The sequence below is a fragment of the Pseudomonas nitroreducens NBRC 12694 genome (assembly GCF_002091755.1).
Taxonomy (GTDB): domain Bacteria; phylum Pseudomonadota; class Gammaproteobacteria; order Pseudomonadales; family Pseudomonadaceae; genus Pseudomonas; species Pseudomonas nitroreducens.
In genome coordinates this window covers 105,156-130,164 of the sequence record NZ_BDAI01000010.1, presented here as the reverse complement: position 1 = coordinate 130,164, position 25,009 = coordinate 105,156, and the positions used below count along the sequence as shown (strand labels likewise).

The 25,009-nt window shown below is 64.8% G+C and carries 21 protein-coding genes; 8 read left to right on the top strand and 13 right to left on the bottom strand.

What is annotated here, in order from left to right; translation table 11 throughout:
* Positions 1–35: 35 nt before the first annotated feature.
* From rraA to PNI01S_RS21920, 6 genes are all read left to right on the top strand, one after another.
* Entirely contained in the window at positions 36–524 is a 489-nt protein-coding gene (gene rraA / locus PNI01S_RS21945) for a ribonuclease E activity regulator RraA (RefSeq protein WP_024765711.1), read from the top strand.
* 101 nt (positions 525–625) lie between these two features.
* On the top strand, positions 626–1,624 hold the full coding sequence (gene cmaX / locus PNI01S_RS21940) for a divalent cation transporter CmaX (protein WP_024765712.1): 999 nt from the start codon (positions 626–628) through the stop codon (positions 1,622–1,624).
* Between the two features lie 54 nt (positions 1,625–1,678).
* Positions 1,679–1,927 (top strand): hypothetical protein, encoded by a 249-nt coding sequence (locus tag PNI01S_RS21935; RefSeq protein ID WP_024765713.1) that lies wholly within the window; start codon positions 1,679–1,681, stop codon positions 1,925–1,927.
* 2 nt (positions 1,928–1,929) lie between these two features.
* Positions 1,930–2,754: a mechanosensitive ion channel family protein gene (locus tag PNI01S_RS21930; RefSeq protein ID WP_024765714.1), complete on the top strand. Its 825-nt coding sequence runs from the start codon at positions 1,930–1,932 to the stop codon at positions 2,752–2,754.
* 73 nt (positions 2,755–2,827) lie between these two features.
* Positions 2,828–3,418, top strand: a complete 591-nt coding sequence (gene sigX / locus PNI01S_RS21925) for an RNA polymerase sigma factor SigX (RefSeq protein ID WP_024765715.1) — start codon at positions 2,828–2,830, stop codon at positions 3,416–3,418.
* 108 nt (positions 3,419–3,526) lie between these two features.
* On the top strand, positions 3,527–4,588 hold the full coding sequence (locus PNI01S_RS21920) for an OmpA family protein (protein WP_024765716.1): 1,062 nt from the start codon (positions 3,527–3,529) through the stop codon (positions 4,586–4,588).
* A 67-nt stretch (positions 4,589–4,655) separates the two neighbouring features.
* Here the strand turns inward: PNI01S_RS21920 and cobA are convergent, their stop codons facing one another.
* From cobA to acnB, 11 genes are all read right to left on the bottom strand, one after another.
* Positions 4,656–5,393: a uroporphyrinogen-III C-methyltransferase gene (cobA, locus tag PNI01S_RS21915; RefSeq protein WP_024765717.1), complete on the bottom strand. Its 738-nt coding sequence runs from the start codon at positions 5,391–5,393 to the stop codon at positions 4,656–4,658.
* 36 nt (positions 5,394–5,429) lie between these two features.
* A complete protein-coding gene (locus PNI01S_RS21910) occupies positions 5,430–8,144 on the bottom strand; it encodes a nitrate reductase (RefSeq protein WP_084359112.1) in 2,715 nt (904 codons plus the stop codon).
* A 35-nt stretch (positions 8,145–8,179) separates the two neighbouring features.
* Positions 8,180–8,509: a nitrite reductase small subunit NirD gene (nirD, locus tag PNI01S_RS21905; protein WP_084359110.1), complete on the bottom strand. Its 330-nt coding sequence runs from the start codon at positions 8,507–8,509 to the stop codon at positions 8,180–8,182.
* Between the two features lie 56 nt (positions 8,510–8,565).
* Positions 8,566–11,016, bottom strand: coding sequence for a nitrite reductase large subunit NirB (gene nirB, locus PNI01S_RS21900; protein WP_084359108.1), 2,451 nt, complete (start codon positions 11,014–11,016; stop codon positions 8,566–8,568).
* Between the two features lie 272 nt (positions 11,017–11,288).
* Positions 11,289–12,953 carry a bifunctional protein-serine/threonine kinase/phosphatase gene (locus tag PNI01S_RS21895; protein WP_084359178.1) on the bottom strand — a complete coding sequence of 555 codons (1,665 nt, stop codon included), beginning with the start codon at positions 12,951–12,953 and terminating at the stop codon, positions 11,289–11,291.
* A gap of 147 nt (positions 12,954–13,100) precedes the next feature.
* Positions 13,101–14,312, bottom strand: coding sequence for a nitrate/nitrite transporter (locus PNI01S_RS21890; RefSeq protein ID WP_084359106.1), 1,212 nt, complete (start codon positions 14,310–14,312; stop codon positions 13,101–13,103).
* A gap of 319 nt (positions 14,313–14,631) precedes the next feature.
* Positions 14,632–15,060, bottom strand: a complete 429-nt coding sequence (locus tag PNI01S_RS21885; RefSeq protein WP_024765720.1) for a thioesterase family protein — start codon at positions 15,058–15,060, stop codon at positions 14,632–14,634.
* Between the two features lie 98 nt (positions 15,061–15,158).
* Complete coding sequence (locus PNI01S_RS21880; RefSeq protein ID WP_065084155.1) at positions 15,159–15,851, bottom strand: polysaccharide lyase family 7 protein; 693 nt, start codon at positions 15,849–15,851, stop codon at positions 15,159–15,161.
* Positions 15,852–16,074: 223 nt separating this feature from the next.
* A complete protein-coding gene (locus tag PNI01S_RS21875) occupies positions 16,075–16,653 on the bottom strand; it encodes an ANTAR domain-containing response regulator (protein ID WP_084359104.1) in 579 nt (192 codons plus the stop codon).
* A 2-nt stretch (positions 16,654–16,655) separates the two neighbouring features.
* Complete coding sequence (locus tag PNI01S_RS21870) at positions 16,656–17,858, bottom strand: CmpA/NrtA family ABC transporter substrate-binding protein (protein ID WP_084359176.1); 1,203 nt, start codon at positions 17,856–17,858, stop codon at positions 16,656–16,658.
* A 407-nt stretch (positions 17,859–18,265) separates the two neighbouring features.
* Complete coding sequence (gene acnB, locus PNI01S_RS21865) at positions 18,266–20,875, bottom strand: bifunctional aconitate hydratase 2/2-methylisocitrate dehydratase (RefSeq protein WP_084359102.1); 2,610 nt, start codon at positions 20,873–20,875, stop codon at positions 18,266–18,268.
* Positions 20,876–21,257: 382 nt separating this feature from the next.
* On the opposite strand from acnB, the gene PNI01S_RS21855 reads away from it, so the two are divergent.
* A complete protein-coding gene (locus PNI01S_RS21855) occupies positions 21,258–21,734 on the top strand; it encodes a DUF1289 domain-containing protein (RefSeq protein WP_065084156.1) in 477 nt (158 codons plus the stop codon).
* 69 nt (positions 21,735–21,803) lie between these two features.
* Here PNI01S_RS21855 and uspL read toward each other — a convergent pair whose 3' ends face one another.
* On the bottom strand, positions 21,804–22,667 hold the full coding sequence (uspL, locus tag PNI01S_RS21850; protein WP_084359100.1) for a universal stress protein UspL: 864 nt from the start codon (positions 22,665–22,667) through the stop codon (positions 21,804–21,806).
* 180 nt (positions 22,668–22,847) lie between these two features.
* On the opposite strand from uspL, the gene PNI01S_RS21845 reads away from it, so the two are divergent.
* Positions 22,848–23,459, top strand: coding sequence for a MiaE family protein (locus PNI01S_RS21845; protein ID WP_065084157.1), 612 nt, complete (start codon positions 22,848–22,850; stop codon positions 23,457–23,459).
* Between the two features lie 157 nt (positions 23,460–23,616).
* Here PNI01S_RS21845 and PNI01S_RS21840 read toward each other — a convergent pair whose 3' ends face one another.
* Positions 23,617–24,945, bottom strand: coding sequence for an SPFH domain-containing protein (locus tag PNI01S_RS21840; protein ID WP_024765726.1), 1,329 nt, complete (start codon positions 24,943–24,945; stop codon positions 23,617–23,619).
* Positions 24,946–25,009: the final 64 nt, after the last annotated feature.

Genomic DNA, 25,009 nt, shown 5'->3' with positions numbered 1-25,009 from the left:
AAACCCTGGCGGATTTCATCAAGAGGAGCGTCTCCATGCATTACGTCACCCCCGATCTGTGCGATGCCTACCCGGAGCTGGTCCAGGTCGTCGAGCCGATGTTCAGCAACTTCGGCGGGCGGGACTCCTTCGGTGGCGAGATCGTCACCATCAAGTGCTTCGAGGACAACTCGCTGGTCAAGGAGCAGGTCGAGAAGGATGGCAAGGGCAAGGTGCTCGTGGTGGATGGCGGCGGCTCGCTGCGTCGCGCGCTGCTGGGCGACATGCTCGCCGAGAAAGCCGCCAAGAGCGGCTGGGAAGGCATCGTGGTGTACGGCTGCATCCGTGACGTCGACGTGATCGCGCAGACCGACCTGGGCGTGCAGGCACTGGCCAGCCACCCGATGAAGACCGACAAGCGCGGCATCGGCGACCTGAACGTCGCCGTGACCTTCGGCGGCATCACCTTCCGCCCTGGCGAGTTCGTCTATGCCGACAACAACGGCATCATCGTTTCGCCTAAGGCGTTGAAAATGCCGGAATAATTCGAACCTTCCCACAAGGTTTCGAGTCAATGCCGGGAGCGGAAGCTTCCGGCATTTTTCATGGGGCTGCGTTCACACGATCTGGAGCGAGGGGAGAGGGCATGCAGCAGTACGAAAGCGGCACGGAGCGCGGGTTGATCGACGGCTTCGTGCTGGATGGCCATGGTGGCGGTCGGCGGATCACCCGTAGCGAATTGCCGCTGCTGGACCTCAAGCCCGAGGAAAGCCTCTGGGTGCACTGGGATCGCGGTGTGCCCGAAGCCCAGGCCTGGTTGCGCGAGTCCAGCGGGCTTAACGAGTTCGCCTGCGACCTGCTGCTGGAGGAGGCAACACGACCGCGCCTGGTGGACCTGGGCGGCGAGCGCCTGCTGCTGTTCCTGCGCGGGGTGAACCTGAATCCCGGTGCGGTCCCGGAGGACATGGTCTCGCTGCGGGTCTATGCCGAGTCGCAACGCGTGATTTCCCTGCGCTTGCGTCCGCTCAAGGCCGTGGCTGACCTGCGCGCCGACCTGGATGCGGGGCGCGGCCCCAAGACCGCGTCGGAAGTCGTCCTCTACCTGGCCCATTACCTCACCGATCGCGTGGATACCCTGATCGGCGGCCTGGCCGACCAGCTTGACGCCATGGAAGAAGCCATCGAGGAGGACGAGCGCAGCATTCCCGATCAGCATCAGTTGCGCACCCTGCGTCGACGTGCCGCAGGCCTGCGGCGATATCTCGCGCCCCAGCGGGAGATCTACTCGCAGATGGTCAAGTTCAAGCTGTCCTGGACGGTCGCCGACGACGCCGATTACTGGAACGAGTTGTACAACCGCCTGACCCGCAACCTGGAAGAGCTGGAGCTTGTCCGAGAGCGCATCAGCCTGATCCAGGAAGCCGAACATCGTCGAATTACCGAGCGAATGAACCGCACCATGTACCTGCTTGGTATCATCACCGGCTTTTTCCTGCCCATGAGCTTCGTGACCGGGCTTCTGGGCATCAACGTCGGCGGCATTCCGGGTGCGGATGCGCCTTATGGGTTCGTCGCCGCCTGCCTGTTGATCGGTGGTCTGGCGACATTCCAATGGTGGATCTTCCGCCGCCTGCGTTGGCTCTAGGTGTGACTTTCGAGGTGGTGGGGGCGTCAAGCACCTCACACAGGCGAGGTGCGTATGCACGACCCATTTGAAGAATCCTTGCGCGATCTGCTGCGAATGCCCCCGGAACAGCCGGGCGACGATTCGCGCCTGGACCGCGTGCTCAAGACCGCCAACCGCCAGGTGGGCGCGGGCGATCTGTTCAGCCTGATTGGGCACTGGTTCCAGGCCCTTTCCATCGGCGTGAGCAGTGGCGCCGCACACCTTGCACCCGTCTCGCGCCACGCGCAGAATTCCGCCCCTTCCGCTGACAAGGCCGACTGAACATGCAATTCGACATCTGGACGCAAAGCCTGCTCACCGCGATGAACACCCTGTGGGGCAAGCTGGCCGGGTTCATCCCGAACCTGCTCGCCGCACTGGTGATCGTGCTGCTCGGCTTCGTCGTCGCCAAGCTGCTGGACGCGCTGCTTTCCAAGTTGCTCGCCAAGCTCGGCCTCGACCGCCTGATGGCAGGTACCGGCCTGACCAAGCTGCTGTCGCGCGCCGGGATCCAGGTGCCGGTTTCGACCCTGATCGGCAAGATCATCTACTGGTTCGTGCTGCTGGTGTTCCTCGTCTCTGCCGCGGAGTCCCTGGGCCTGCAGCGTGTCTCGGCGACCCTGGACATGCTCGCGCTGTACCTGCCCAAGGTGTTCGGCGCAGCACTGGTGCTGATCGTCGGCATCCTGCTCGCCCAACTGGCCAACAGCCTGGTGCGTGGCGCTGCCGATGGCGTCGGCCTCGAATACTCCAACGGCCTGGGTCGTGTCGCTCAGTGGCTGGTCATCATCATCAGCATCTCGGTCGCCATCGGCCAGCTCGAGGTGAAGACCGACCTGTTGAACTACATCATCGCCATCGTGCTGATCACCATCGGTCTGGCCGCTGCGCTGGCGCTGGGCCTGGGCAGTCGCGAAGTGGCGGGGCAGATTATCGCGGGGATCTACGTGCGTGAGCTGTATCAGGTCGGACAACAGGTGAAAGTGGCGGATGTCGAAGGCATCATCGAGGAAATTGGTACCATCAAGACTATTCTGCTGACAGACGAGGGTGAGCTGGTGTCGATCGCCAACCGCATCCTGCTCGATCAGCGTGTGACCAGTCGCTGAAGATGATGACCGATTGCCGGTCCGGCTTCCCGAAAGCCGCGCCGGACGCTGACTTGACCTGGCCCGACCCGACTTGAACAAGCCGCAATCATTGTCCTTGCGCTATGACCCGCGCCAGCTCACCGATGAGGAGCTGGTGGAGCGTTCTCACGAGGAGCTTTACCACGTGACACGGGCCTATGAAGAGCTGATGCGCCGCTACCAGCGCACGCTGTTCAACGTCTGTGCGCGCTACCTGGGCAACGACCGGGACGCCGATGATGTGTGTCAAGAGGTCATGCTCAAGGTGTTGTATGGTCTGAAGAACTTCGAGGGCAAATCGAAGTTCAAGACCTGGCTGTACAGCATCACTTACAACGAGTGCATAACCCAGTATCGGAAGGAGCGGCGCAAACGCAGATTGCTCGATGCGCTGAGTCTGGATCCAGTCGAGGAGGCATCTGAAGAGAAGTCTCCGAAAGTCGAAGAACGGGGTGGGCTAGACCGCTGGCTAGTTCATGTCAATCCCATTGATCGGGAAATCCTAGTCCTTCGATTTGTAGCTGAACTGGAGTTCCAGGAGATCGCCGATATCATGCACATGGGGCTTAGCGCCACGAAAATGCGCTACAAGCGTGCACTCGATCGAATGAGAGAAAAGTTTTCCAATGTGACGGAATCTTAGTCGGGGAAATATTGTCTCTCTGTTTGGGAAGTTCTGATAAACTTGCCACCCAAGTTGTACGGCCTATGGTTGGACAACTTATTGACCACCAAGATGGGGATTTAACGGATGAAACTGAAGAACACCTTAGGCGTCGTAGTTGGCTCGCTGATCGCCACCGCCGCTGTCAACGCGTTCGCTCAAGGCCAGGGCGCCGTCGAAGTCGAAGCTTTCGGCAAGCGCTACTTCACCGACAGCACCCGCAACATGAAGAACGCCGACCTGTACGGCGGCTCGGTCGGCTACTTCCTGACCGACGACGTCGAGCTGGCTCTGTCCTACGGTGAGTACCACGACGTACGTGGCACCTACGAGACCGGCAACAAGAAGGTCCATGGCAACCTGAGCACTCTGGACGCCATCTACCACTTCGGCACTCCGGGTGCTGGCAACCTGCGTCCGTACGTTTCCGCCGGCGTTGGCCACCAGAGCCTGACCAACATCAACTCCGACAACGGTGGCCGTCAGAACCTGACCATGGCCATGATCGGCACCGGTCTGAAGTACTACTTCACCGAAAACTTCTACGCCAAAGCCAGCCTCGACGGTCAGTACGGCCTGGAGAAGCGTGACAACGGTCACCAGGGCGAGTGGATGGCAGGCCTGGGCGTTGGTATGAACTTCGGTGGCGGCGCCAAGCCGGCCCCGGCTCCCGAGCCGGTTGCTGAAGTCTGCTCCGACTCCGACAACGACGGCGTCTGCGACAACGTCGACAAGTGCCCGAACACCCCGGCCAACGTCACCGTTGACGCCAACGGCTGCCCGGCTGTGGCTGAAGTCGTTCGCGTTCAGCTGGACGTGAAGTTCGACTTCGACAAGTCCAAGGTTAAAGAGAACAGCTACGCTGACATCAAAAACCTGGCTGACTTCATGAAGCAGTACCCGTCCACCTCCACCACCGTTGAAGGCCACACCGACTCCGTCGGCACCGACGCCTACAACCAGAAACTGTCCGAGCGTCGTGCCAACGCCGTTCGTGACGTACTGGTCAACGAGTACGGTGTTGAAGGCGGCCGCGTAAACGCTGTTGGTTACGGTGAGTCCCGTCCGGTTGCTGACAACGCAACTGCCGAAGGCCGCGCTGTTAACCGCCGCGTAGAAGCCGAAGTAGAAGCCCAGGCCAAGCAGTAATCGGTCCGAGCTCCTGAGAAAAACCCGGCCTAGGCCGGGTTTTTCTTTGCCTGCAGGAAAGTGAGGCTCAGGCGCTACGGGCTAGTGTTGCCTGCTGCGCAGCGGCTGCGACTTCGCCGACCACCAGGATTGCCGGGCTCTTCAGGGCGAAGTGCTGGGCGTCTTCCAGCATGTCGCCCAACTGGCTGCGGTATTCGCGTTGGGCGGGCAGGGATGCGTTCTCGATCATCGCCACTGGTGTGCAGGCAGCCATGCCGCCTTCGATCAGCCCGTCGCGGATTTCCGCCAGTTTCGCCACACCCATGTACACCACCAGGGTCGTCCCGCCTTCGGCCAGGGCTCGCCAATTCAGCGGACTATCGTCCTGGGTGTGGGCGGTCACCAGGGTCACTCCACGGCTGACGCCGCGTAGCGTCACGGAAATGCCGCATTGGGTAGCGGCTGCCAGTCCGGCGGTGATGCCATTGATCAGTTCGCATTCGATTCCCCTTGCCTTGAGCCAGTCTGCCTCTTCGCCGCCACGGCCAAAGATGCACGGGTCGCCGCCTTTCAGGCGCGCCACGCGGCGACCCTGCCTTGCGTAGCGCAGCATCAGGCGGTGGATGAAGTCCTGTGGTGTGGAGCGGCAGCCGCCGCGCTTGCCGACGGAAATTACCCGCGCGGACGAGCAGTGCTCCAGCACGGCGGGATTCACCAGGTCGTCGATCAGCACCACCTCGGCCTGGGCCATGGCGCGGACGGCCTTCAGGGTCAGCAGATCCGGGTCGCCGGGACCGGCGCCGATCAGCCAGACTTTTCCACTCATGTCGTTTCCCTCAGGCTGCCTTCTTCGCGGCTCGCTTCAGGCGGTCGCCGCCAGCGGCTTGCGGGCCAGCAGGCGCTTGATTTCCGGTACGCAGGAGCCGCAGGCGGTCCCGCACTTGAGTTCGCATTTGAGGCCTTCCAGGTCCAGGCCCTGGTCAATGCCGGCTTGTATGCGGCGTTGGCTGACGTTCAGGCAGTTGCACAATGTCTTATCCGCGGCCGCCCCAGCATTGCCAGGGGCGGCGCTGAGCGGGGCGAGCAGCCAGCGGCGCAGCTCCTGGTCGGCGCGGCCTTCTTTCCACAATTCGCGCAGCCAGGCGCGGGCGGCGGTTTCGCCGGCCAGGCGCAGCGAGACAATTCGCGATTGTTCGATACGCACGCGTTTGCCGACGGTGCGGCGCGGGTCGTCGTAGGCCATGACCGGGCCATCGGACAGGCCGAGCAGAGTATCGATGCGGGCCAGCCACTCCGCGCTGGGTGCCTCGACGTGCGCAGCGCGGATCACCAGTGCCGGTCGCTCGCGGCCGGTGGGGCTGAAGCTGGCGTAGCGCAGGTCTTCGAACAGCGGGCGCAAGGCATCGAAGCGCTTCTGCACCTCGCCTTCCACCAGGGCGAAGAACTGCCAGGGCAATTCGATTCGACTGACCTCGACCGTGGCGTGCTTCAGTTCGGGTTGGCGTGATAGCGGGTCCACGGCAGGCAGGGTCAGGACGTTGATGCCGAGCCCCTTGAGATAGCGGTCGCCCCAGTGCATGGGCAGGAAGGCCTGGCCGGGGCGCAAACGCTCGTCGGCCTGCACCGGCAGCACCAGTTCACCGCGGCGGCTGTGCAAACGCACCAGTTGGCCGTCGCTAAGGCGTCGGCGGCGCAGTTCGTCCGGATGGAGACTGAGTACGGCTTCTTCTACATGGCCGAACAACTGCGGCGCTGTGCCGGTGCGGGTCATGCCGTGCCACTGATCGCGCAAGCGGCCGGTGTTGAGGATCAGCGGATAGCGCGCATCGCGCTTCTCCTTCGGTGCGCGATAGGGTTCGGCAATCAGCCGGGCGCGCCCATTGATGGTGGGGAACTGTCCGTCGCCATACAGGCGCTCGGTGCCGAGCAGCGCGCCGGGGCGGAAGGGCCACTGCTGCGGACCATGGGTGTCCAGCAGCGCGTAGTCGATGCCGGAAAGGTCTAGGTCGCGCTTACCGGTCAGCAGCTTGTATTCGTCGAATAGCGCGGACGGCGATGTGAAATCGAACAGGCTGGGCTCGCCGGGACGCAGGTGTTGCTCCAGGCGGCGGGCGAAATCGCAGACGATGCTCCAGTCCGCCCGGGCCTCACCGATGGCGGGAACGGCCGGGCGCACGTGGCTGATGCGGCGTTCGGAGTTGGTCACCGTGCCTTCCTTCTCGCCCCAACTGGCGGCCGGCAGCAGCAGGTCGGCGTACTGGCAGGTCTCGCTGCTGGTGAAGGCTTCCTGGACGATGATGAAGGGGCAGGCGGCCAGGGCTTCGCGCACGTGGGTCTGGTCCGGCAGAGATTGGGCCGGGTTGGTGCAGGCGATCCACAGGGCCTTGATGCGGCCGTCGCGGACCGCATCGAAGAGTTCGATGGCGCTCAGGCCGGGATTCTCCGGGAGCTTTTCGACGCCCCAGTAAGCGGCGACTTCCGCGCGGTGCTCGGCATTCGCGGCTTCGCGGTGGCCGGGCAGGAGGTTGGACAGGCTGCCCGTTTCGCGGCCACCCATGGCGTTGGGCTGGCCGGTAAGGGAGAAGGGGCCGGCGCCGGGGCGGCCGATTTGCCCGGTAGCCAGGTGCAGATTGATCAGCGCGCTGTTCTTGGCGCTGCCGGCGCTGGACTGGTTGAGCCCCATGCACCAGAGCGAGAGGAAGGCGGGCGCCTGGCCGATCCACTGCGCGGCACGTTGCAGGTCGCCCACGGCGATGCCGCAGATTTCCGCCACGGCCAGCGGGCCGTAGTCGCGCACCAGTGCTTTCAGCTCATCCAGGCCCTCGGTGTGGGTGTCGATGAAGGCGCGGTCGATCCAGCCTTCCCAGAGCAGGATGTGCAGAATGCCGTGGAACAGCGCGACGTCGGTGCCGGGCAGGATCGCCAGGTGCAGATCGGCCGCCTCCGTGGTGTCGGTGATGCGCGGGTCGATGACGATCAGCTTCATTTCCGGGCGTCGCGCGCGGGCTTCTTCCAGGCGGCGGAACAGCACCGGGTGGGCGTAGGCCATGTTGCTGCCGGCGATCATCACGCAGTCGGCCAGTTCGATGTCCTCGTAGCTACAGGGCGGGGCGTCTGCGCCGAGGCTGCGCTTGTAGCCGACCACCGCCGAGGACATGCACAGGCGCGAGTTACTATCGATATTGTTGGTGCCGATCAGGGCGCGGGCCAGCTTGTTGAAGGCGTAGTAGTCCTCGGTGAGCAACTGGCCGGACACATAGAAGGCCACGCTATCCGGCCCGTACTCGCGGATGGTTTCGGCGAAAACGCCAGCGGCGTGTTCCAGCGCCGTATCCCAGTCTGTACGGCTACGAGCCAGGCCCTTGCCCAGGCGCAGCTCGGGGAACTGCGCGCGGGCATCTTCATCGCCGGTGAGGTGCAGGGTCGAGCCTTTGCTGCACAGGCGGCCGAAGTTGGCTGGATGCTGCGGGTCGCCCTGTACGCCCAGGATGCGCTCGTCGTCGTGTTCGATCAGTACGCCGCAACCTACGCCGCAGTAACAGCAGGTAGATGCGGTGGTGCGACGGTTGTTGGTCATGGCGCAGCCTCGCTCTGAATCAGAAGCACGGGAAATCACGCGCAGTGGGCGAGGTTGCCGCGCAGGGCCAGCAGCACGCGGCCATCCTCGACCTTCGCCTCGTGGCGATGGGCGCAGCCCTGGTCGGGAGCCACGGCTTCACCGCTGGCCAGCTCTATCTGCCAGTTGTGCAGGGGGCAGGCCACGCGCTTGCCGTAGATCAGTCCCTGGGACAAAGGGCCGCCCTTGTGCGGGCAGCGGTCATCGAGGGCGAAGACTTCGTCGTCAGAGGTGCGGAAGATCGCGATGTCGCCCTGGGGGCCGGCGATGACGCGCGAGCCCAGCGGGTTGATGTCGTCCAGGGCGCAGATGTCGAACCAGTTCATGGGGTGTCTCCGGCAATCGGGTAGTAAGGGCCCCGATGGTGGGGCCCGGCGGGCACTCAGGCGGGCTCCAGCTGCTTTAGCGGAATCCGTTCGAATTCCTTCTTCAGCGGTTGCTGGGCGATGCGCTCCTGCCACGGGTCCTGCTCCAGCGACAGGGAGAATTGCAGGCGTGCATTGAGCGCCTGGCGGTTCTCCGCGTCGTCGAGCACGGCCTTCCTGATGTGCTGCATGCCGACCCGTTGCAGGTAGTGCACGGTGCGCTCCAGGTAGAAGGCTTCCTCGCGGTAGAGTTGGAGGAAGGCGCCGCTGTACTCGCGCACCTCGTCGGCGGTCTTGAGCTTGACGAAGAACTCCGCCACCTCGGTCTTGATTCCGCCGTTGCCGCCGATGTACAGCTCCCAGCCCGAATCCACGCCGATGATGCCGATGTCCTTGATGCCGGCCTCGGCACAGTTGCGCGGGCAGCCGGAGACCGCCAGCTTGACCTTGTGCGGCGACCACATGTTGAACAGGTCGTGCTCCAGGTCGATGCCCAACTGGGTCGAATTCTGCGTGCCGAAGCGGCAGAACTCGCTGCCCACGCAGGTCTTCACGGTGCGGATGGATTTGCCGTAGGCATGGCCGGAGGGCATGTCCAACTCCTTCCAGATTGCCGGCAGGTCATCCTTTTTGATGCCCAGCAGGTCGATGCGCTGGCCGCCAGTAACCTTGACCATGGGCACCTGGTACTTGTCGGCGACGTCGGCGATGCGCCGCAGTTCGGCGGCGTTGGTCACGCCGCCCCACATGCGCGGGACCACCGAGTAGGTGCCGTCCTTCTGGATGTTGGCGTGGGCGCGTTCGTTGATCAGGCGCGACTGCGGGTCATCCTTCGCCTCTCCCGGCCAGGTGGAGATCAGGTAGTAGTTGAGTGCCGGGCGGCAGGTGGCGCAGCCGTCCGGAGTGCGCCACTCCATGAAGCGCATGGCGGCGCTCAGGCTGATCAGGTGATGGTCGCGGATCGCCTGGCGTACCTGGCCGTGGTTGAGGTCGCTGCAGCCGCAAATGGCTTTCTCGCTCTTGGGCTTCACGTCCGCCGCGCCGCCCACGGTACTGATGAGGATCTGTTCGACCAGCCCTGCGCAGGAGCCGCAGGAACTGGCGGCCTTGGTGTGCTTCTTCACCTCGTCGACGCTGAACAGGCCGTTCTCCTGGATCGCCTTGACGATGGTGCCTTTGCACACGCCGTTGCAGCCGCAGACTTCGGCGCTGTCGGGCATGCTCGCCGCGCTGCTTTGGCCCTGGTGGCCGACGTCGCCCAGACTGCTTTCGCCGAACATCAGGTGGTCGCGGATCTGCGCGACGTTGTGGTTCTCGCGGATCTGCCGGAAATACCAGCCGCCGTCGGCGGTATCGCCGTAGAGGCAGGCGCCGACCAGCACGTCGTCCTTGATCACCAGTTTCTTGTACATGCCGCCGATGGGGTCGGAGAGGGTGATGGTCTCGGTGCCTTCGCCGCCCATGAATTCACCGGCGGAGAACAGGTCGATGCCGGTGACCTTGAGCTTGGTGGAGATCACCGAGCCCTGGTAGCGGGCGAAACCGAGCATGGCCAGGTGGTTGGCGCAGACCTTGGCCTGCTCGAACAACGGCGCCACCAGGCCGTAGGCGATGCCGCGGTGGCTGGCGCATTCGCCCAGGGCGTAGATGCGCGGGTCGTAGGTCTGCAGGGTGTCGTTCACCAGGATGCCGCGGTTGCAGGGCAGGCCGGTCTTTTCCGCCAGTTCGGTGTTGGGGCGGATGCCGGCGGCCATCACCACCAGGTCAGCGGCGATCACTTCGCCGTCCTTGAAGCGGATGGCGCAGACGCGGCCGCTGCCGTCGTCGATCAGCTCTTCGGTGTGGGTGTTCAGGCGGAAGTGGATGCCGCGCGATTCCAGCGCTTCCTGCAGCAGCTTGCCGGCGGTGCGGTCCAGCTGGCGCTCCAGCAGCCAGTCGGAGAGGTGCACCACGGTGACGTCCATGCCGCGTTGCTTGAGGCCGTTGGCCGCCTCCAGGCCGAGCAGGCCGCCGCCGATGACCACCGCGTGGCTACGGGTGCCGGCGGTGTCGATCATGGTCTGGGTGTCGGCGATGTCGCGGTAGCCGATCACGCCCTGCAGGCGGCTGCCCGGCACCGGCAGGATGAAGGGGTTGGAGCCGGTGGCGATCAGCAGGCGGTCGTACTCGGCCTCGGTGCCATCTTCGGCGTACACCTTGCGACGATGGCGGTCGATGCGGGTGACCTTGCGGTTGAGCAGCAGGCGGATGCCGTTCTCGCTGTACCAGTTGAGGTCGTTGAGGACGATGTCCTCGAAGGCCTGCTCGCCGGCCAGCACGGGGGAGAGCAGGATGCGGTTGTAGTTGGGGTGGGGCTCGGCGCCGAACACGGTGATGTCGTAGAGGTCGGGCGCGATCTTCAGCAGTTCTTCGAGGGTGCGTACGCCGGCCATGCCGTTGCCGATCAGTACGAGCTTGAGCTTTTTCATGTCAGGGCTCCGCGTCACGGAAAAATCACGGAAAACAAAAAAGGCGTCCCGCCGGTTACCCAGCGAGGACGCCTTTGTCCAAGTCCCGTTCGATCGGGAAGTGCGAGCCTCTTCGTTGAGGGACGCGCTTTTGTAGATTGTTGAAACGGTTATTGCAGGGGCTGTGCCAACTTGCTCGATCTCCGGTTTCCGGGGCTTTCAGGTAGATCGCCCGGAGAATCGTCGTTTTTGCTGCACTGCGGTGATGCGTTCTGGGCCGAACTGGTGCGCCCTTAGCCCTGGTGCAACAACCAGAGCAGCAACCCCAGGTTGATCGCCAGGGAGGCGAGGGCAACGCCGCGCCAGACTCTCAGCGGCTCGCGCTCCAGCAGGGGGCGCGGACGCGCTGGTGCCTGCCGTTCGCCTTGTTCCAGGGCGAGCAGGCATTCCTCGGCGGTCTCGAAGCGCTGCTGCGGCTGGGCGGCGGTCAGCTTTGCCAGCCAGTCGTCGAGCCAGGCCGGTATATCCGGGCGATAGCGGCTGGCCGGTGCGGGCGTGCCGAAACGCGGATGCTGGAAGGCTTCGATCTCGCCATAGGGGTATTGGCCGCAGAGCAGTCGATACAGCGTGACACCGGCGGCGTAGAGGTCCTGGCGCGCATCCGGCGGCGCGCCCTGGAAGGATTCCGGCGCCAGGTAGCTCGGGGTGCCGGGCAGGTCGTGCGGGTCTTCCTGCGACAATCCGGGGCAGTAGGCGAGGCCGAAGTCCAGCAGGCGCAGTTCGCCGTCGTCGGCCCAATGCAGGTTTTCCGGCTTGATGTCGCGGTGCAGGATGTTGCGCCTGTGCAGTTGGCCCAGGCCACGTAGCAGGCGCTGGGCGAGGTCCAGCCAGTCGGGCAGGTTCAGCGGGCCGTTGAGTTTCAACTGCTCGTCCAGCGTTTGCCCCGGATACTCACGCATCACGTAATAGAGGTGCTGGCGCTGCGGCAGGCTGTGCAGTTCGGGGAAGTAGCGGCCTTGCACGCGACGCAGAAACCATTCCTCCAGCAGCAGCGACTGGGCGGCTTCCGGAGAATCGCGCAGCGCTGGCGGCAAGGTCTTGAGCAGCCAGGGACGATTCTGCCGGTCGCGCACGCGGTAGATCAGCGACTGGCGGGACTGGGCCAGCTTGCCTTCAACCTGCCAGCCCTCGAATTCCTGGCCGTCTCTGAGCGAGGGCGACGCTGGCCAGTGGACGAGTTGGGCAAGGGCGTCGCCGAGGCTCGCGGGCGGCAGTTCGTCCACCTGCAGCAGCAGGGCGCTGGCGTTGTCCTGGCTGCCGGCCAGGTGGGCGGCGCTGACCAGTGCGTCGACGCAGGCTTGCAGGCTCTGTGCGTCCTCCAGCAGGCGCTGGATGGCACCGTCGCCCAGGGCGGCCCAGATGCCGTCGCTGACCAGCAGGAAGCGTTGCCCGGCTTCCAGTTCGCCGTCGCGGTAGTCCACCACCAGGTGTTGGTCGAGGCCCAGTGCGCGCTTGAGCACGTGTTGCATGCCGGGTTGTTCCCAGACGTGATCCTGGGTCAGGCAATCCAGAACGCCTGCGTGCCAGCGGTACAGGCGGCAATCGCCGACATGGGCAAGGGTGAATCGCCGGCCCCGCAGGACCAGCGCGGTGAGGGTGGTGAGCAGCGGCTGGCCGCCGCCGTTGGCCTGCAGCCAGCGGTTCTGCGAGATCAGCAGGCGGTCGAGGGCCTGGGCGACGGCCCAGGTCTCGGGAGTGGCGTAGTAGTCGGCGGCCAGCGCCTGCAGGGTCAGGCGCGCGGCCAGGCCGCCGTCGGCGCACTGGCTGACGCCGTCGGCGATGGCGAACAGGTGCCCCTTGCTGGCGGCCAGTCCGGCGGGCGGGGTGACCACCCGCAGGGCGTCCTGGTTCTCGGCGCGCGGGCCGGTGGCGCTGGCCTGGGCGAAGCTCAGGCGCAGCTCATTGCAGGAGCGAGCTTGTGACCCACAGGGAAGTGGGGAATGCCGAATATTGTCGGGAACAGAGTCGGCCTCGCGAACGCCTTCCTCGGTGACCTCCGCAGCAAGCGGTTCGCGAGCTAGCTCGCTCCTACAAGGGCGCATCGTTCAGACCCGCGCCGCGGTAACGGCCGCGCTGCCCCAGGTGGTACGCCAGCGAGCCTTCACCGCGTGCAGGCCGAACCAGGCCAGTACGCCGAGGCTGGCGAACAGCCAGAGGCCGATCTGGTAGTCACCGGTGGCCTGCTTGATCGCACCCAGGCCGGCCGTCAGGCAGAAGCCGCCGATGCCGCCGGCCATGCCGATCAGACCGGTCATCACGCCGATGGTCTGGCGGAAGCGTTGCGGCACCAACTGGAATACCGCTCCGTTGCCCGCGCCCAGGCTGAGCATGGCCACCACGAAGAGGCTGAGCGCGGCCACTGCGCTGGGCAGGTGGAAGCCCACGGCGGCGATGCAGATAGCGGCGACGGTGTACATCACCAGCAGGCTGCGGATGCCGCCGATGCGATCGGCCAGGGCACCGCCCAGCGGGCGCATCAGGCTGCCGGCGAAGACGCAGGCGGCGGTGTAGTAGCCGGCTTTCACCGGGTCCAGCTCGTACTGGTCGTGGAAGTAGCCGGGCAGGGTGCTGGCCAGGCCGAGGAAGCCGCCGAAGGTCACACTGTAGAAGAACATGAACCACCAGCTGTCACGGTCGCCCAGGGCCTTCAGGTAATCCGCCAGAGACTTGACCGGCGGCCGCTCCGGGGCGTTGCGGGCGAGCAGGGCGAACACCAGCAGGGTGGCCAGCAGCGGGATCAGCGCGAAGCCGAAAACGTTCTGCCAGCCGAAGGCGGCAGCGATGGCCGGGGCGAACAGGGCCGTCAGCACCGTGCCGGAGTTGCCCGCGCCGGCGATGCCCATGGCCTTGCCCTGGTGCTGCGGCGGGTACCACTGCGAGGCCAGTGGCAGCGCCACGGCGAACGAGGCGCCGGCCATGCCCAGCAGCACGCCGAGGATCATCGCCTGCTCCAGGCTGTGGATGCCCAGCTGCCAGGCGCCGAACAGCGCGCAGATGACGATGATCTGACCGAGGATGCCCGCGGCCTTGGGTGACCAGCGATCGGCCAGCAGGCCCATCAGGAAGCGCAGGATGGCGCCGGAGAGGATTGGCGTGGCGACCATCAGCGCACGCTGTTGGGTGGTCAGTTGCAGGTCGGTGGCGATCTGCACGGCCAGCGGGCCGAGGACGTACCAGACCATGAAGCTCAGGTCGAAATACAGGAAGGCGGCGAAGAGGGTCGGCGCATGGCCGGCTTTCCAGAAACTCGTGTTCATCGAACACCTCATCAGCAACGGTTGAGGGCTCCGGTCAGGCGCTCACGTGGCAGCCGCCGGGCTCGGGAAAGGTCCTGCTGAGCCCCTGCGCCGGGGCAAACGAAAAAGGCGTCGCTCCACCCACCGCAAGCTGCGGGTGTGGATGCGACGCCTTTGTCGTAGGTTGGGTAATCGCCGTTGACTACCGCCGCCCTTTACTGAGCAAGGTGCGGGCCAAGGTGACAGAACCCCGACGGATCAGGGCGATGCCGGATGAGGTGGGATCAGCAATGATCCAACGTGGGGCGCTCCGATGGATGGCGCGCGCCCTGCTGGAGCGTCAGGCGATCCAGTTGACGTTGGGGAAGGTGTCGCGGAATGCCGTCGGTATCTCCACGACCTTGCCGATCTTGTAGTCGAAGAACACGAAGCCGGACTTGGCCATCGCCACCAGGGTTCCGTCGGCCGGGCGGGTGATGCGGAAGATGATGTCGCCGCCGTACTTGTTGAAATCCATGACGCCGACCTCGAACAGCAACTGGTCGCGGGCGTGGGCTTCGGCGCGGTAGGTGGTGGCGAGGTCGGTGACGATGATGCCGGTCTCGCGGATGCCGTAGTCGAACAGGAAGCGCGCGCGGGCCTCGGAGATCATCGAGATCATCGAGTCGTTGCCCAGGTGGTTGGCGCCGTTGATGTCGGTGACGCGGACGGTGAGCTTGGTGCTGTAGATGAACAGTTCTTCGGGGAATTCCAGTTTCAGGCGGGCCATGGCGATCTCGGTGGCAAGGCGGCGGGTAGTGCGGATGTGCCGCGCATTCTACGCGCAGTCCGCTGCTCCCGCGCCTCATCAGGCCACTGAATGGCGGGTCAGCGATGCGCCATGTTCAGGTGGAAGACGGTCACCCGCGCACCCTCGCCGCTGTTGCCGTAGTTGTCGTTGATATAGGCCCCGGCCTTGAAGTAGAGCAGTTGCTTGGACCAGGTGGTGCTGAGGATCTTGCGGTAGTAGTTGGCGCGGCCGTCGGAGGTTTCCACGCGAATGGCCAGGTTGCCCACCGAGGTGACGCGCAGGCTGTAGTTGAAGGCCTGATCCAGCGCGATGTTGTCGATCAACGGGACATTGATGCTGGCCCTGTCGTCGGGGTGGTTGCGTACCAGGGCTTCGAGTCGCCCGCTCGCCAAGGTTGGCAGATAGTGGTACTGCAGCTTGACCAGTGGCTCGCCATCGCCGGTATAGGGCGAGCGGCTGTGGATCTGGCCGATGATGATCTTGTTCTTCGATGGCACCTGCTGGACGCTCATGGTCACGCGCAGCTCGTTGTCGCCCTGGTTGTAGTACCAGTTGGCGACTTCGCCGGCGGTGGTTGTCTCGCGCAGTTCACTGCGGGGATAGACGCTGTCGGAGGTGTGCGAGCCGGTGACGGGCACCCAGAAGACCAGCTGGTTGCCGTCTCTCTTGAAGTAGCGGCTCTGGTAGCCCCTGGCGATCTGCTCGGTGGTGACTTCGGTGGGGCGTGGGTCGGTGGGAACGCTGAGGTTCCAGGTGCTGAGGTCGATCATGGGCTTGCCCTTGCTGAGCCGCGTGTGCGGCGAGGTCGGGTGGGCGCCGAGGTGCCTAGCCGGCGGCGGCCACTGCGATGCGCCATCGAACCCTGCCGATGACGCTCCGGGGGCCCGGCCTGGAGCCGGGCGGGCGCAGCATAGGATGTTGCCGGGAGGGCAGGGGCCAGCTTGGCGGCTGGCGAAATGATCGCGCCGTGCCGTCGCTGGCAGATGGCCGGTCTCAGTGCCCGAGCATTTCATGCATCGCGATGATCTGTTCCGCCACCTGCGACAGCTTCTGCTGTCGGCCCATGGCCTGACGGCGCATCAGGGTGTAGGCCTCCGCCTCGGCGCAGCCCTTCATTTTCATCAGCAGTCCCTTGGCCAGCTCGATGCGCTTGCGCTCCGCCAGTTGCTGCTCGCGGGCCTGTAGTTGGGCGCGCAGGGCCTGGTCGCTCTCGAAGCGGGCCATGGCGACGTCGAGGATCGGTTGCAGGCGCTCGGCCTGGATGCCCTCGACTATGTAGGCGCTGACCCCGGAGCGGATGGCCTGGCGCATCACCTGCGGGTCGTGCTCGTCGGTGAACATGACGATGGGGCGTGGCTGGTCGCGGCTGACCAGCACCACCTGCTCCATCACGTCGCGGCCGGGGGATTCGGTGTCGATGAGGATCACATCGGGGCGCAGGGCTTCCACCCGCTGCGCGAGATCGACCGTGAGGCCGGATTCGTCGATCACTTCGAAGCCGCACTCCACCAGGGCAGCCCTGAGGCGCCCGACCTTCTTCGGGGTGTCGTTGATCAGCAGAACGCGCAGCATGCTCAACCTCGTTCCGCCAGGGCATTCAGCTCGAAGCTGCGGGCATAGCCGGCCGGATCGTTACCGTCCCAGAGGCGACCGTCGATCAGGGTGGAGGTGCGCATTTCGCTGTCCGGCACGCTGACACCCAGGGCGCTGGCGGCTTCGCGGTACAGCGCGAACTGCTGGACCTGACGAGCGATGCCGAGGTAGTCGACGTCCTCGCGCAACAGGCCCCAGCGGCGGAACTGGGTCATGAACCACAATCCGTCGGAGAGCCAGGGGACGTTCGCCTGCCCGTCGTTGAAGAAGCGCAGCGGGTGCGCGTCCTGCCAGGCGTGGCCGAGGCCGTCCTGGTGGCGGCCGAGCAGGCGCGGTTCGATGCTGGCGAGCGGGGCGTCGACATAGTCCTCGCTGCTGATCAGCCGGGCGGCGCTGCGCAGGTTGTCCTGGCTGGCTTCGATGAAGCGGCTGGCATCGAGAAGGCTCATCACCAGCGCGCGAGCCGTGTTGGGGTATTGCTCGACAAAGGCGCGGGTGGTGCCCAGAACCTTTTCCGGGTGGTCGGGCCAGATCTGCTGGCTGGTGGCGAGGGTGAAACCCATGCCTTCGTCCACGGCCAGCGCGCCCCAGGGGCCACCGGCGCAGAAGCCGTCGATGCGTCCGGCCCTGAGGTGCTCGACCATCTGCGCTGGCGGCACCACCAGGCTGCGCACGTCCTGCAGCGGATGAATGCCGTGGGCGGCCAGCCAGTAGTAGAGCCACATCGCGTGCGTGCCGGTGGGGAAGGTGTGGGCGAGGGTGAGTTGCGCACCGTTCTGGCGCACATGGCTTTGCAGTGCTTCAGCAGAGGTCACGCCGTCGCGCATCAAGGGGGCGGAAAGGTTGATCGACTGGCCGTTCTGGCACAGGCCCATGAGCACGGCCATGTCCGTGGCCGGGGCGCCGCCCAGGCCCAGTTGCAGGTCGTAGATCAGGCCGTAGAGGCTTTGCGCCGCATCGAGCGCGCCGCTCAGCAGGCGGTCGCGCAGGCCGGCCCAGGAGCTTTGGCGTTGCAGGTTCAAGGTCAGGCCGTAGGGCTGGCCGAAGCCCTGGGTCGCGGCCACCACCAGGGAGGCGGAATCGGTGAGGGCCATGAAGCCCAGGTTGAGCGCGGCCTTCTCCGGGGCATCGGAGCCGGCCACCCAGGCCAGGTCGCCCGGCAGTGCGCTGGTACTGTCGATCATCTCCACCTCTGAACGCGCGCTCATGCACGCTCAATACAAAAAGGCGCCGCTCCACCGGCCTTCGAGGGGCGGTGGCAGCGACGCCATTGTCAGAGGGCGACCCGCCGTTGGATCACCGTTTATGAAAGCGGAGCAAGGGCTGTGCCAGGGAAGCGGTAGAAAAAAGAAGCCCCGCCATGGAGAGCGGGGCGCAGAGGAAGGGAGCGCACCTCTGGAGGGTTCCACAAGGGCACCTGGGCACGGAAATCGGCAGGAGCCTGCTGTCCACCATAGACTTCGAGGCATGGGGCGCAAGCGGTCAATAAGTATTAGGCCCATTGTTAGGGGCGGGCGGCAGGCGTCTATTTCGGGATATGCAAAAGAAAAGCCCCGCACTCAGGCGGGGCTTTTCGTCACGCAGGGATCACTCAGACCTGAAGGGCCGGGATCTTCGCGTTGGCTGCCGCTTCACGGAACTCAGCGATCTGGTCGAAGCTCAGGTAGCGGTAGATATCGGCAGACATGCTGTCGATGTCCTTCGCGTAGGCCATGTACTCCTCGACGGTCGGCAGCTTGCCGATGATCGAGGAAACGGCGGCCAGCTCGGCGGATGCCAGGAACACGTCGGTGGCGTCGCCCAGGCGGTTCGGGAAGTTACGGGTCGAGGTGGAGACCACGGTCGAACCGGTCTGTACGCGAGCCTGGTTACCCATGCACAGCGAGCAGCCCGGCATTTCCATGCGCGCGCCGGCCTTGCCGTAGATGCCGTAGTAGCCTTCCTCGGTCAGCTGGTGGGCGTCCATCTTGGTCGGCGGAGCCAGCCACAGACGGGTCGGAATGCCACCCTTGACCTTGTCCAGCAGTTTGCCGGCAGCGCGGAAGTGACCGATGTTGGTCATGCAGGAGCCGATGAAGACTTCATCGATCTTGCGGCCTTGCACGCTGGACAGCAGGCGAGCGTCGTCCGGGTCGTTCGGAGCGCAGAGTACCGGCTCCTTGACGTCGGCCAGGTCGATCTCGATGACCGCGGCGTATTCGGCGTCCTTGTCGGCTTCCAGCAGTTGCGGGTTGGCCAGCCAGGCTTCCATCGCTTGCGCGCGGCGCTCCAGGGTGCGGGCGTCGCCGTAGCCTTCGCCGATCATCCAGCGCAGCAGGGTGATGTTGGACTTCAGGTACTCGGCGATGGCCTCTTCCGGCAGCTTGATGGTGCAACCGGCAGCCGAACGCTCGGCGGAGGCGTCGGACAGCTCGAAGGCTTGCTCGACGGTCAGGTCGTTCAGACCTTCGATCTCGAGGATGCGGCCGGAGAAGATGTTCTTCTTGCCCTTCTTCTCGACGGTCAGCAGGCCGGCCTGGATCGCGTAGTAGGGGATCGCATGGACCAGGTCACGCAGGGTGATGCCCGGTTGCAGCTTGCCCTTGAAGCGCACCAGAACCGATTCGGGCATGTCCAGCGGCATGACACCGGTGGCAGCGGCGAAGGCCACCAGGCCGGAGCCGGCCGGGAAGCTGATGCCGATCGGGAAGCGGGTGTGCGAGTCGCCGCCGGTGCCGACGGTGTCAGGCAGCAGCATGCGGTTCAGCCAGCTGTGGATGATGCCGTCGCCCGGACGCAGGGAGACACCGCCGCGGGTCATGATGAAGTCCGGCAGGGTGTGGTGGGTCTTGACGTCGATCGGCTTCGGATAGGCAGCGGTGTGGCAGAAGGACTGCATCACCAGGTCGGCGGAGAAGCCCAGGCAAGCCAGGTCTTTCAGCTCGTCGCGGGTCATCGGGCCGGTGGTGTCCTGGGAACCGACGGTGGTCATCTTCGGTTCGCAGTAGGTGCCCGGACGTACGCCCTGGCCTTCGGCCAGACCGCAGGCGCGGCCAACCATCTTCTGGGCGAGGGTGAAGCCCTTGCCGCTGTCGGCCGGGGCTTCCGGCTTCTTGAACAGGTCGGACGGAGCCAGGCCCAGCTCGGCACGGGCCTTCTCGGTCAGGCCACGGCCAACGATCAGCGGGATACGGCCGCCGGCGCGGACTTCGTCGAGCAGAACCGGGGTCTTCAGCTCGAAGGTGGTGACCACTTCGCCGCTGTCATGACGCACGACCTTGCCTTCGTACGGGTACACGTCGATGACGTCGCCCATGGCCAGGTTGGTGCAGTCGAACTCGATCGGCAGGGCGCCGGCGTCTTCCATGGTGTTGTAGAAGATCGGGGCGATCTTGGTGCCGAAGCAGAAGCCGCCAGCGCGCTTGTTCGGCACGTAGGGGATGTCGTCGCCGAAGAACCACAGCACCGAGTTGGTGGCGGATTTACGGGACGAACCGGTGCCGACCACGTCGCCGACGTAGGCGACCGGGAAGCCCTTGGCCTTCACGGCTTCGATCTGCTTCAGCGGGCCGACGGAGCCCGGCTGGACCGGCTCGATGCCGTCGCGGGCCATCTTCAGCATGGCCAGGGCGTGCAGCGGGATGTCGGGGCGCGACCAGGCGTCCGGAGCGGGGGACAGGTCGTCGGTGTTGGTTTCGCCGGGGACCTTGAACACGGTCAGGGTCAGCTTCTCGGCGACGGCCGGACGGGCCTTGAACCACTCGCCATCGGCCCAGGACTGCAGCACGGCCTTGGCGGCAGCGTTGCCTTTCTTGGCACGCTCGGCGACGTCGTGGAAGGCGTCGAACATCAGCAGGGTGTGCTTCAGTTGCGCGGCGGCGACTTCGGCCAGCTCGGCGTTGTCCAGCAGCTCCACCATGGTGGCGATGTTGTAGCCGCCCTGCATGGTACCCAGCAGCTCGAGGGCGCGGGTCTTGGAGATCAGCGGGGAAGTGGCTTCACCCTTGGCAAGGGCGGACAGGAAGCCGGCCTTGACGTAGGCAGCTTCGTCCACGCCCGGCGGTACGCGGTTGGTGATCAGGTCGAGGAGAAATTCTTCTTCGCCGGCCGGCGGGTTCTTCAGGAGTTCGACCAGACCAGCGGTCTGTTCGGCGTTCAGCGGCTGGGGCACGACGCCCTGGGCGGCACGCTCTTCTACGTGTTTGCGATAGGCTTCAAGCACAGTATTTCCCTCATCAGTGGTCCCGGAGGACGCGTATCCAGGAGACCTCTCCGATCCATTCGTCAGGCATGGTGGACGGTAATCCACTGACCTACGACGGCACCGGCGATCTCCGGGCAGAAGCTGTTTTCAAAGTTTTACGCCGGGGTGGCCAGGGACTGATGGGGCTGGGCGCTTGAGGGAGGCGCCCAGACCGCGCGGCTGCCGGAATCTGTGCTTCGTGACGCTTTGAAAACAGCTTCTTTCGGACAATGACGCCAAAAAGGCGCAGCCATTCTAATGGAATTAATGGGCCTTGGTAAGCCGATTTGCGGCAGCCCGAAGGGTGATCTTGCCTAGACAAAGGGCTAACATGCCCGCTTTGCCGGCTACCCGTTTCCCCATGTCATCTCAGCGCATCAAAACCCCCTGTGTCGGGCTCTGCTCGACGGTCTATGGCGACCTGGTCTGCCGTGGCTGCAAGCGTTTCCACCATGAAGTGGTGAACTGGAACCGCTACAGCGACGAGGAAAAGCGGGCGGTCTGGAGCCGTCTGGAGATTCTGCTGGCGCAGGTAATGATGGCCAAGCTGGAAGTCTTCGACGCGCCGCTCCTGCGCAGCCAGTTGGAGCAGCGGCAGATACGCTTCGTGCCCGAGCAGTCGCCGTATTGCTGGGCCTACCAACTGATCGCCCGCGGTTCACGGATGATCAACCAGGTGGAGGCCTACGGCCTGGTGCTGCTGCCGGAGTTCCGCGGCTGGACACTGCCGGACCTGCGCGACGCCATCGACAAGGAGTTCTTCATTCTCTCCGAGGCGCATTACGAGCGCTACATCGCGCCGAGCTTTCTCGCCGATGGGCTGGAGTCGCGCGTCTGACCGTCGCCTGCCAATAAAAAAGCGCCCCTCGGGGCGCTTTTTCCTTCCTGTAGAGGTGACGGTCGGGTGTCAGGGCTTGGCGGCGATTTCTTCCAGGTGGGCGATGATGTCGTCCGGCTTGAGCACCAGGATGTCGCTTTCCAGGGAGTCGAGCACCACTTCGGCGGTGTTGCCGATCAGTGCGCCGGACAACCCGGTGCGCGCCACGCTGCCGATCACCGTCACCGCCGCATCGAGGTTGTGGGACGCGCGGGGAATCAGCACGTCCGCCGGGCCCTCCTCGATGTGCAGGTGCTGGTCGTCTACGCCGTATTCGGCCTGGAACGCCTTGCACGCCTCGCGGTACTTGGCCTCGATGGTCTCGCTGAGCTGGAAGGTCGGGTCGGCGGCCGAGAGCATGGGTGACGGGTGGGCGCTGATCACGTGCAACTGGCCGTGAGCGAGCCCGGCGATGTCGTAGGCGTGGCTGACTATCCCGGCATGCAACGTGCGGTGCTCGATATCGTTGTTGCCTACGTCCACGGCGGCGAGGATGTTGCGGCCGGCCCAGGGCAGGCTGGTCTTCACCAGGAGTACGGGGGCAGGGCAGAAGCGCAGCAGCTTCCAGTCGTCCGGGGTGAGCAGGGCCTTTTTCAGCGGGTTGTCCGGGCTGTGCTGCTTGATCACCAGCCCGCACCCTTCGGCCTGCTGCTCGGCGATGACGGTCTGGTGCAGATTGTCCTTCCAGGCCTGGCGGCTGGAAGCGCTGAAACCTTCCTTGCGCAGCACCTCGGCCACTTCTTCGAGTTTGGCGCTGTAGTCGGCGCGCCGCTCGCAGGCCAGCAGGTGCAGGTGCGACTGGGTCACGCTGGCGATCAGGCGGGCCCGTTTCAGCGCGAGACCTTCCGGCTGGTCCGGGTCCACGACTACGAGGATGCTACGGATGGCTTGCATGATCGTCTCCCTTCGTGCGCGTTGTTTATGTAGAACCACTGTAGTCGGGATATCCCGTTCATGACGTTGAGGCATATCAACGCCGGAAGCTGGTTCCGCGCGGCGGCCCCCGTATAATGCTCCGCCTTTATTGCACCGGCCAGCCAGGCGCCGGTGCGCTGAGTCGTCTGGAGCAAGAAGATGCTGTCCGAAATCAGGGAATTCCTCGGTTGTGCCACGCCGGATGCGTGGGTGGAAGCCGCGCTGCGGGATCAGGCGGTCATGCTGATCGACCACAAGAACAACGAATTCAAGGCCGCCAGCACGGCCCTGGCCCTGATCGCCAAGTACAGCGCCCACGAGGAGCTGGTGAACTTCATGTCGCGCCTGGCCCGCGAGGAGCTGCGCCACCACGAGCAGGTGCTGGCGATCCTGAAGAAGCGCGGCATCCCGCTGCGGCCGATTTCCGCCGGCCGCTACGCCTCAGGCCTGCGCGCGGTAGTGCGCAACCACGAGCCGCAGAAGCTGGTGGACACCCTGATCGTTGGCGCTTTCATCGAATGCCGTAGCTGCGAGCGTTTCGCTGCGCTGGTGGATCACCTGGATGCCGACCTGGCGAAGTTCTACGGCTCGCTGCTGAAATCCGAGGCGCGGCATTTCCAGGGCTATCTGAGCCTGGCGCGCCGTTATGGCGATGACGCCGATATCGACCGCCGCGTGGCGGAGATTCGCGAGGTAGAGGCTGGCCTGATCCAGTCGCCGGACAGCGAATTCCGTTTTCACAGCGGCGTGCCGGCGGAGCTGGCGGCCTGACTCGCGCCCCGCAACAAAAAAAGCGCCCAGACGGGCGCTTTTTTCTTGGCTCTTCATAGGAGCGAGGAGTGCGCGTAGTTCTTGTTTGCGAACCAGTCCGGCAGCAGGGCTGCCGGGATATCCGTTCGCGAGCAAGCTCGCTACTACAAGTTCCGGCTCAGTCTTTTACCTTCAGGTCCAGCGCCAGGTCGCGCGCCGCTTTGGTGGCGAGCACGCCCATCAGTTGGCCGATCTCGTCCTGCCGGCTGCTGGCGCTGTTCTGTCCGCCCGCCATCATGACGCTAGGCACCGGCGCCTGGGCGGCGGCTTCAGCCCAGACCTTGTTGATGGCGATCAGCGCATCCAGCTTGGGTTGCAGTGCGCCGTCCGCCTTGATCACAGCTTCGCGGGCATAGGCATCGGCGTCAGCGGTGATCTTGGTGGCCTGCGCCGTCACGGCAGCCTTGTCGCGCAGCAATTCAGCAGTCTGCTTCTCGATCTCAGCGCGCTGCTTCTCGCGCTCGGCGTTGATGACTGCCAGCTGTTTCTCGGTTTCCGCCTGGGTAGTGCGCTCGATCTGGTCGCGCAGGGTCTCCTGGCGCTTGGCTTCCACTTCCTTCTCGCCGCGGGCGGTGACCAGCAGTTTCTCTTCCTCTTCCTTCAGGCGGTTCTGGCGGGCCACGGCCAACTCTGCCAGCGCCTGCTGCACCTTGACCATGCGCTGCTTGTACTGCGGGTTCGGGTCGACGTTAGTGATGCGTGCCTCAACCACTTCCACGCCGAACTTGCGGAACTGCTGCTGCTTGCGCACCGGGATGCCCTTGGCGTCGGTGACTTTCTCGGTGACGAACTGGCTGGCGTTGTTGTCGCCGAAGCTGCCTTGTTCGGTACCGGCCTGCAGGATCGCGGTCTGGTGTGGCACGGCGCCACGCGGGCCGCGCACTTCCTTGCGCTTGATCAGGTACAGGCCGTCGTTGAGCTGGTTCTCGAACTCCGCGGCGAACTCGCTGCGGGCGCCGGCGTAGTAGTCATCGGCGGTCATCAGTGAGGCGGTGGCCTGCAGGGTTTCCTTGATTGCCGGGACCAGCGCGGTGCGGATGAAGTTGTCCGGATTGCGGTATTCCTGGGCCATTTTCAGGAACTGATCGCCGCCAGGCAGGCGGAAGCGTGCCGAGGACTCGACCTTGGCGTCGACGTTGCCGAGGAAGACGATGGGGAAGGCTTCGATGGTGGCGCCCAGGGCGTCGTTGTCCGGGTTGTTGTCGTTCTCGTCCATGACCAGCACGGACTGCACGCTGATGGCTTTTTTCCAGGTGGTGGCACGGCCGAACCACTTGGTGGCGTAACCGACGTCGTCGACGATCTTCTCGTCGCCGAAGATGGTCCGCACGTGGGTCATGTAGCCGGCTTCGTTATAGAAGAAGATGCCGTTGAACAGGATGAAGGCGGCGGCGACCAGGGCCAACGGCAGGGCGCCGAACTTGATGAGGTTTCCCTTGCTGAACATGTCTCTTCCTTGAGTGAGCAAACCGCGAATGCTGCGTAAGGTTGCAGTTACCGGTCAAGTGGAA

Bases quoted from the DNA above. Each gene is read 5' to 3' on its own strand.
- PNI01S_RS21935 (WP_024765713.1), top strand. From the start codon at position 1,679: ATGCACGACCCATTTGAAGAATCCTTGCGCGATCTGCTGCGAATGCCC.
- PNI01S_RS21920 (WP_024765716.1), top strand. From the start codon at position 3,527: ATGAAACTGAAGAACACCTTAGGCGTCGTAGTTGGCTCGCTGATCGCC.
- nirD (WP_084359110.1), bottom strand. From the start codon at position 8,509: ATGAACTGGTTCGACATCTGCGCCCTGGACGACATCAACCCGCTGGGC.
- PNI01S_RS21855 (WP_065084156.1), top strand. From the start codon at position 21,258: ATGTCATCTCAGCGCATCAAAACCCCCTGTGTCGGGCTCTGCTCGACG.
- PNI01S_RS21890 (WP_084359106.1), bottom strand. From the start codon at position 14,312: ATGAACACGAGTTTCTGGAAAGCCGGCCATGCGCCGACCCTCTTCGCC.
- PNI01S_RS21910 (WP_084359112.1), bottom strand. From the start codon at position 8,144: ATGACCAACAACCGTCGCACCACCGCATCTACCTGCTGTTACTGCGGC.
- cmaX (WP_024765712.1), top strand. From the start codon at position 626: ATGCAGCAGTACGAAAGCGGCACGGAGCGCGGGTTGATCGACGGCTTC.
- PNI01S_RS21930 (WP_024765714.1), top strand. From the start codon at position 1,930: ATGCAATTCGACATCTGGACGCAAAGCCTGCTCACCGCGATGAACACC.
- PNI01S_RS21845 (WP_065084157.1), top strand. From the start codon at position 22,848: ATGCTGTCCGAAATCAGGGAATTCCTCGGTTGTGCCACGCCGGATGCG.
- PNI01S_RS21875 (WP_084359104.1), bottom strand. From the start codon at position 16,653: ATGCTGCGCGTTCTGCTGATCAACGACACCCCGAAGAAGGTCGGGCGC.
- rraA (WP_024765711.1), top strand. From the start codon at position 36: ATGCATTACGTCACCCCCGATCTGTGCGATGCCTACCCGGAGCTGGTC.
- cobA (WP_024765717.1), bottom strand. From the start codon at position 5,393: ATGAGTGGAAAAGTCTGGCTGATCGGCGCCGGTCCCGGCGACCCGGAT.
- PNI01S_RS21880 (WP_065084155.1), bottom strand. From the start codon at position 15,851: ATGATCGACCTCAGCACCTGGAACCTCAGCGTTCCCACCGACCCACGC.
- nirB (WP_084359108.1), bottom strand. From the start codon at position 11,016: ATGAAAAAGCTCAAGCTCGTACTGATCGGCAACGGCATGGCCGGCGTA.
- PNI01S_RS21885 (WP_024765720.1), bottom strand. From the start codon at position 15,060: ATGGCCCGCCTGAAACTGGAATTCCCCGAAGAACTGTTCATCTACAGC.
- PNI01S_RS21840 (WP_024765726.1), bottom strand. From the start codon at position 24,945: ATGTTCAGCAAGGGAAACCTCATCAAGTTCGGCGCCCTGCCGTTGGCC.
- PNI01S_RS21870 (WP_084359176.1), bottom strand. From the start codon at position 17,858: ATGATCGACAGTACCAGCGCACTGCCGGGCGACCTGGCCTGGGTGGCC.
- uspL (WP_084359100.1), bottom strand. From the start codon at position 22,667: ATGCAAGCCATCCGTAGCATCCTCGTAGTCGTGGACCCGGACCAGCCG.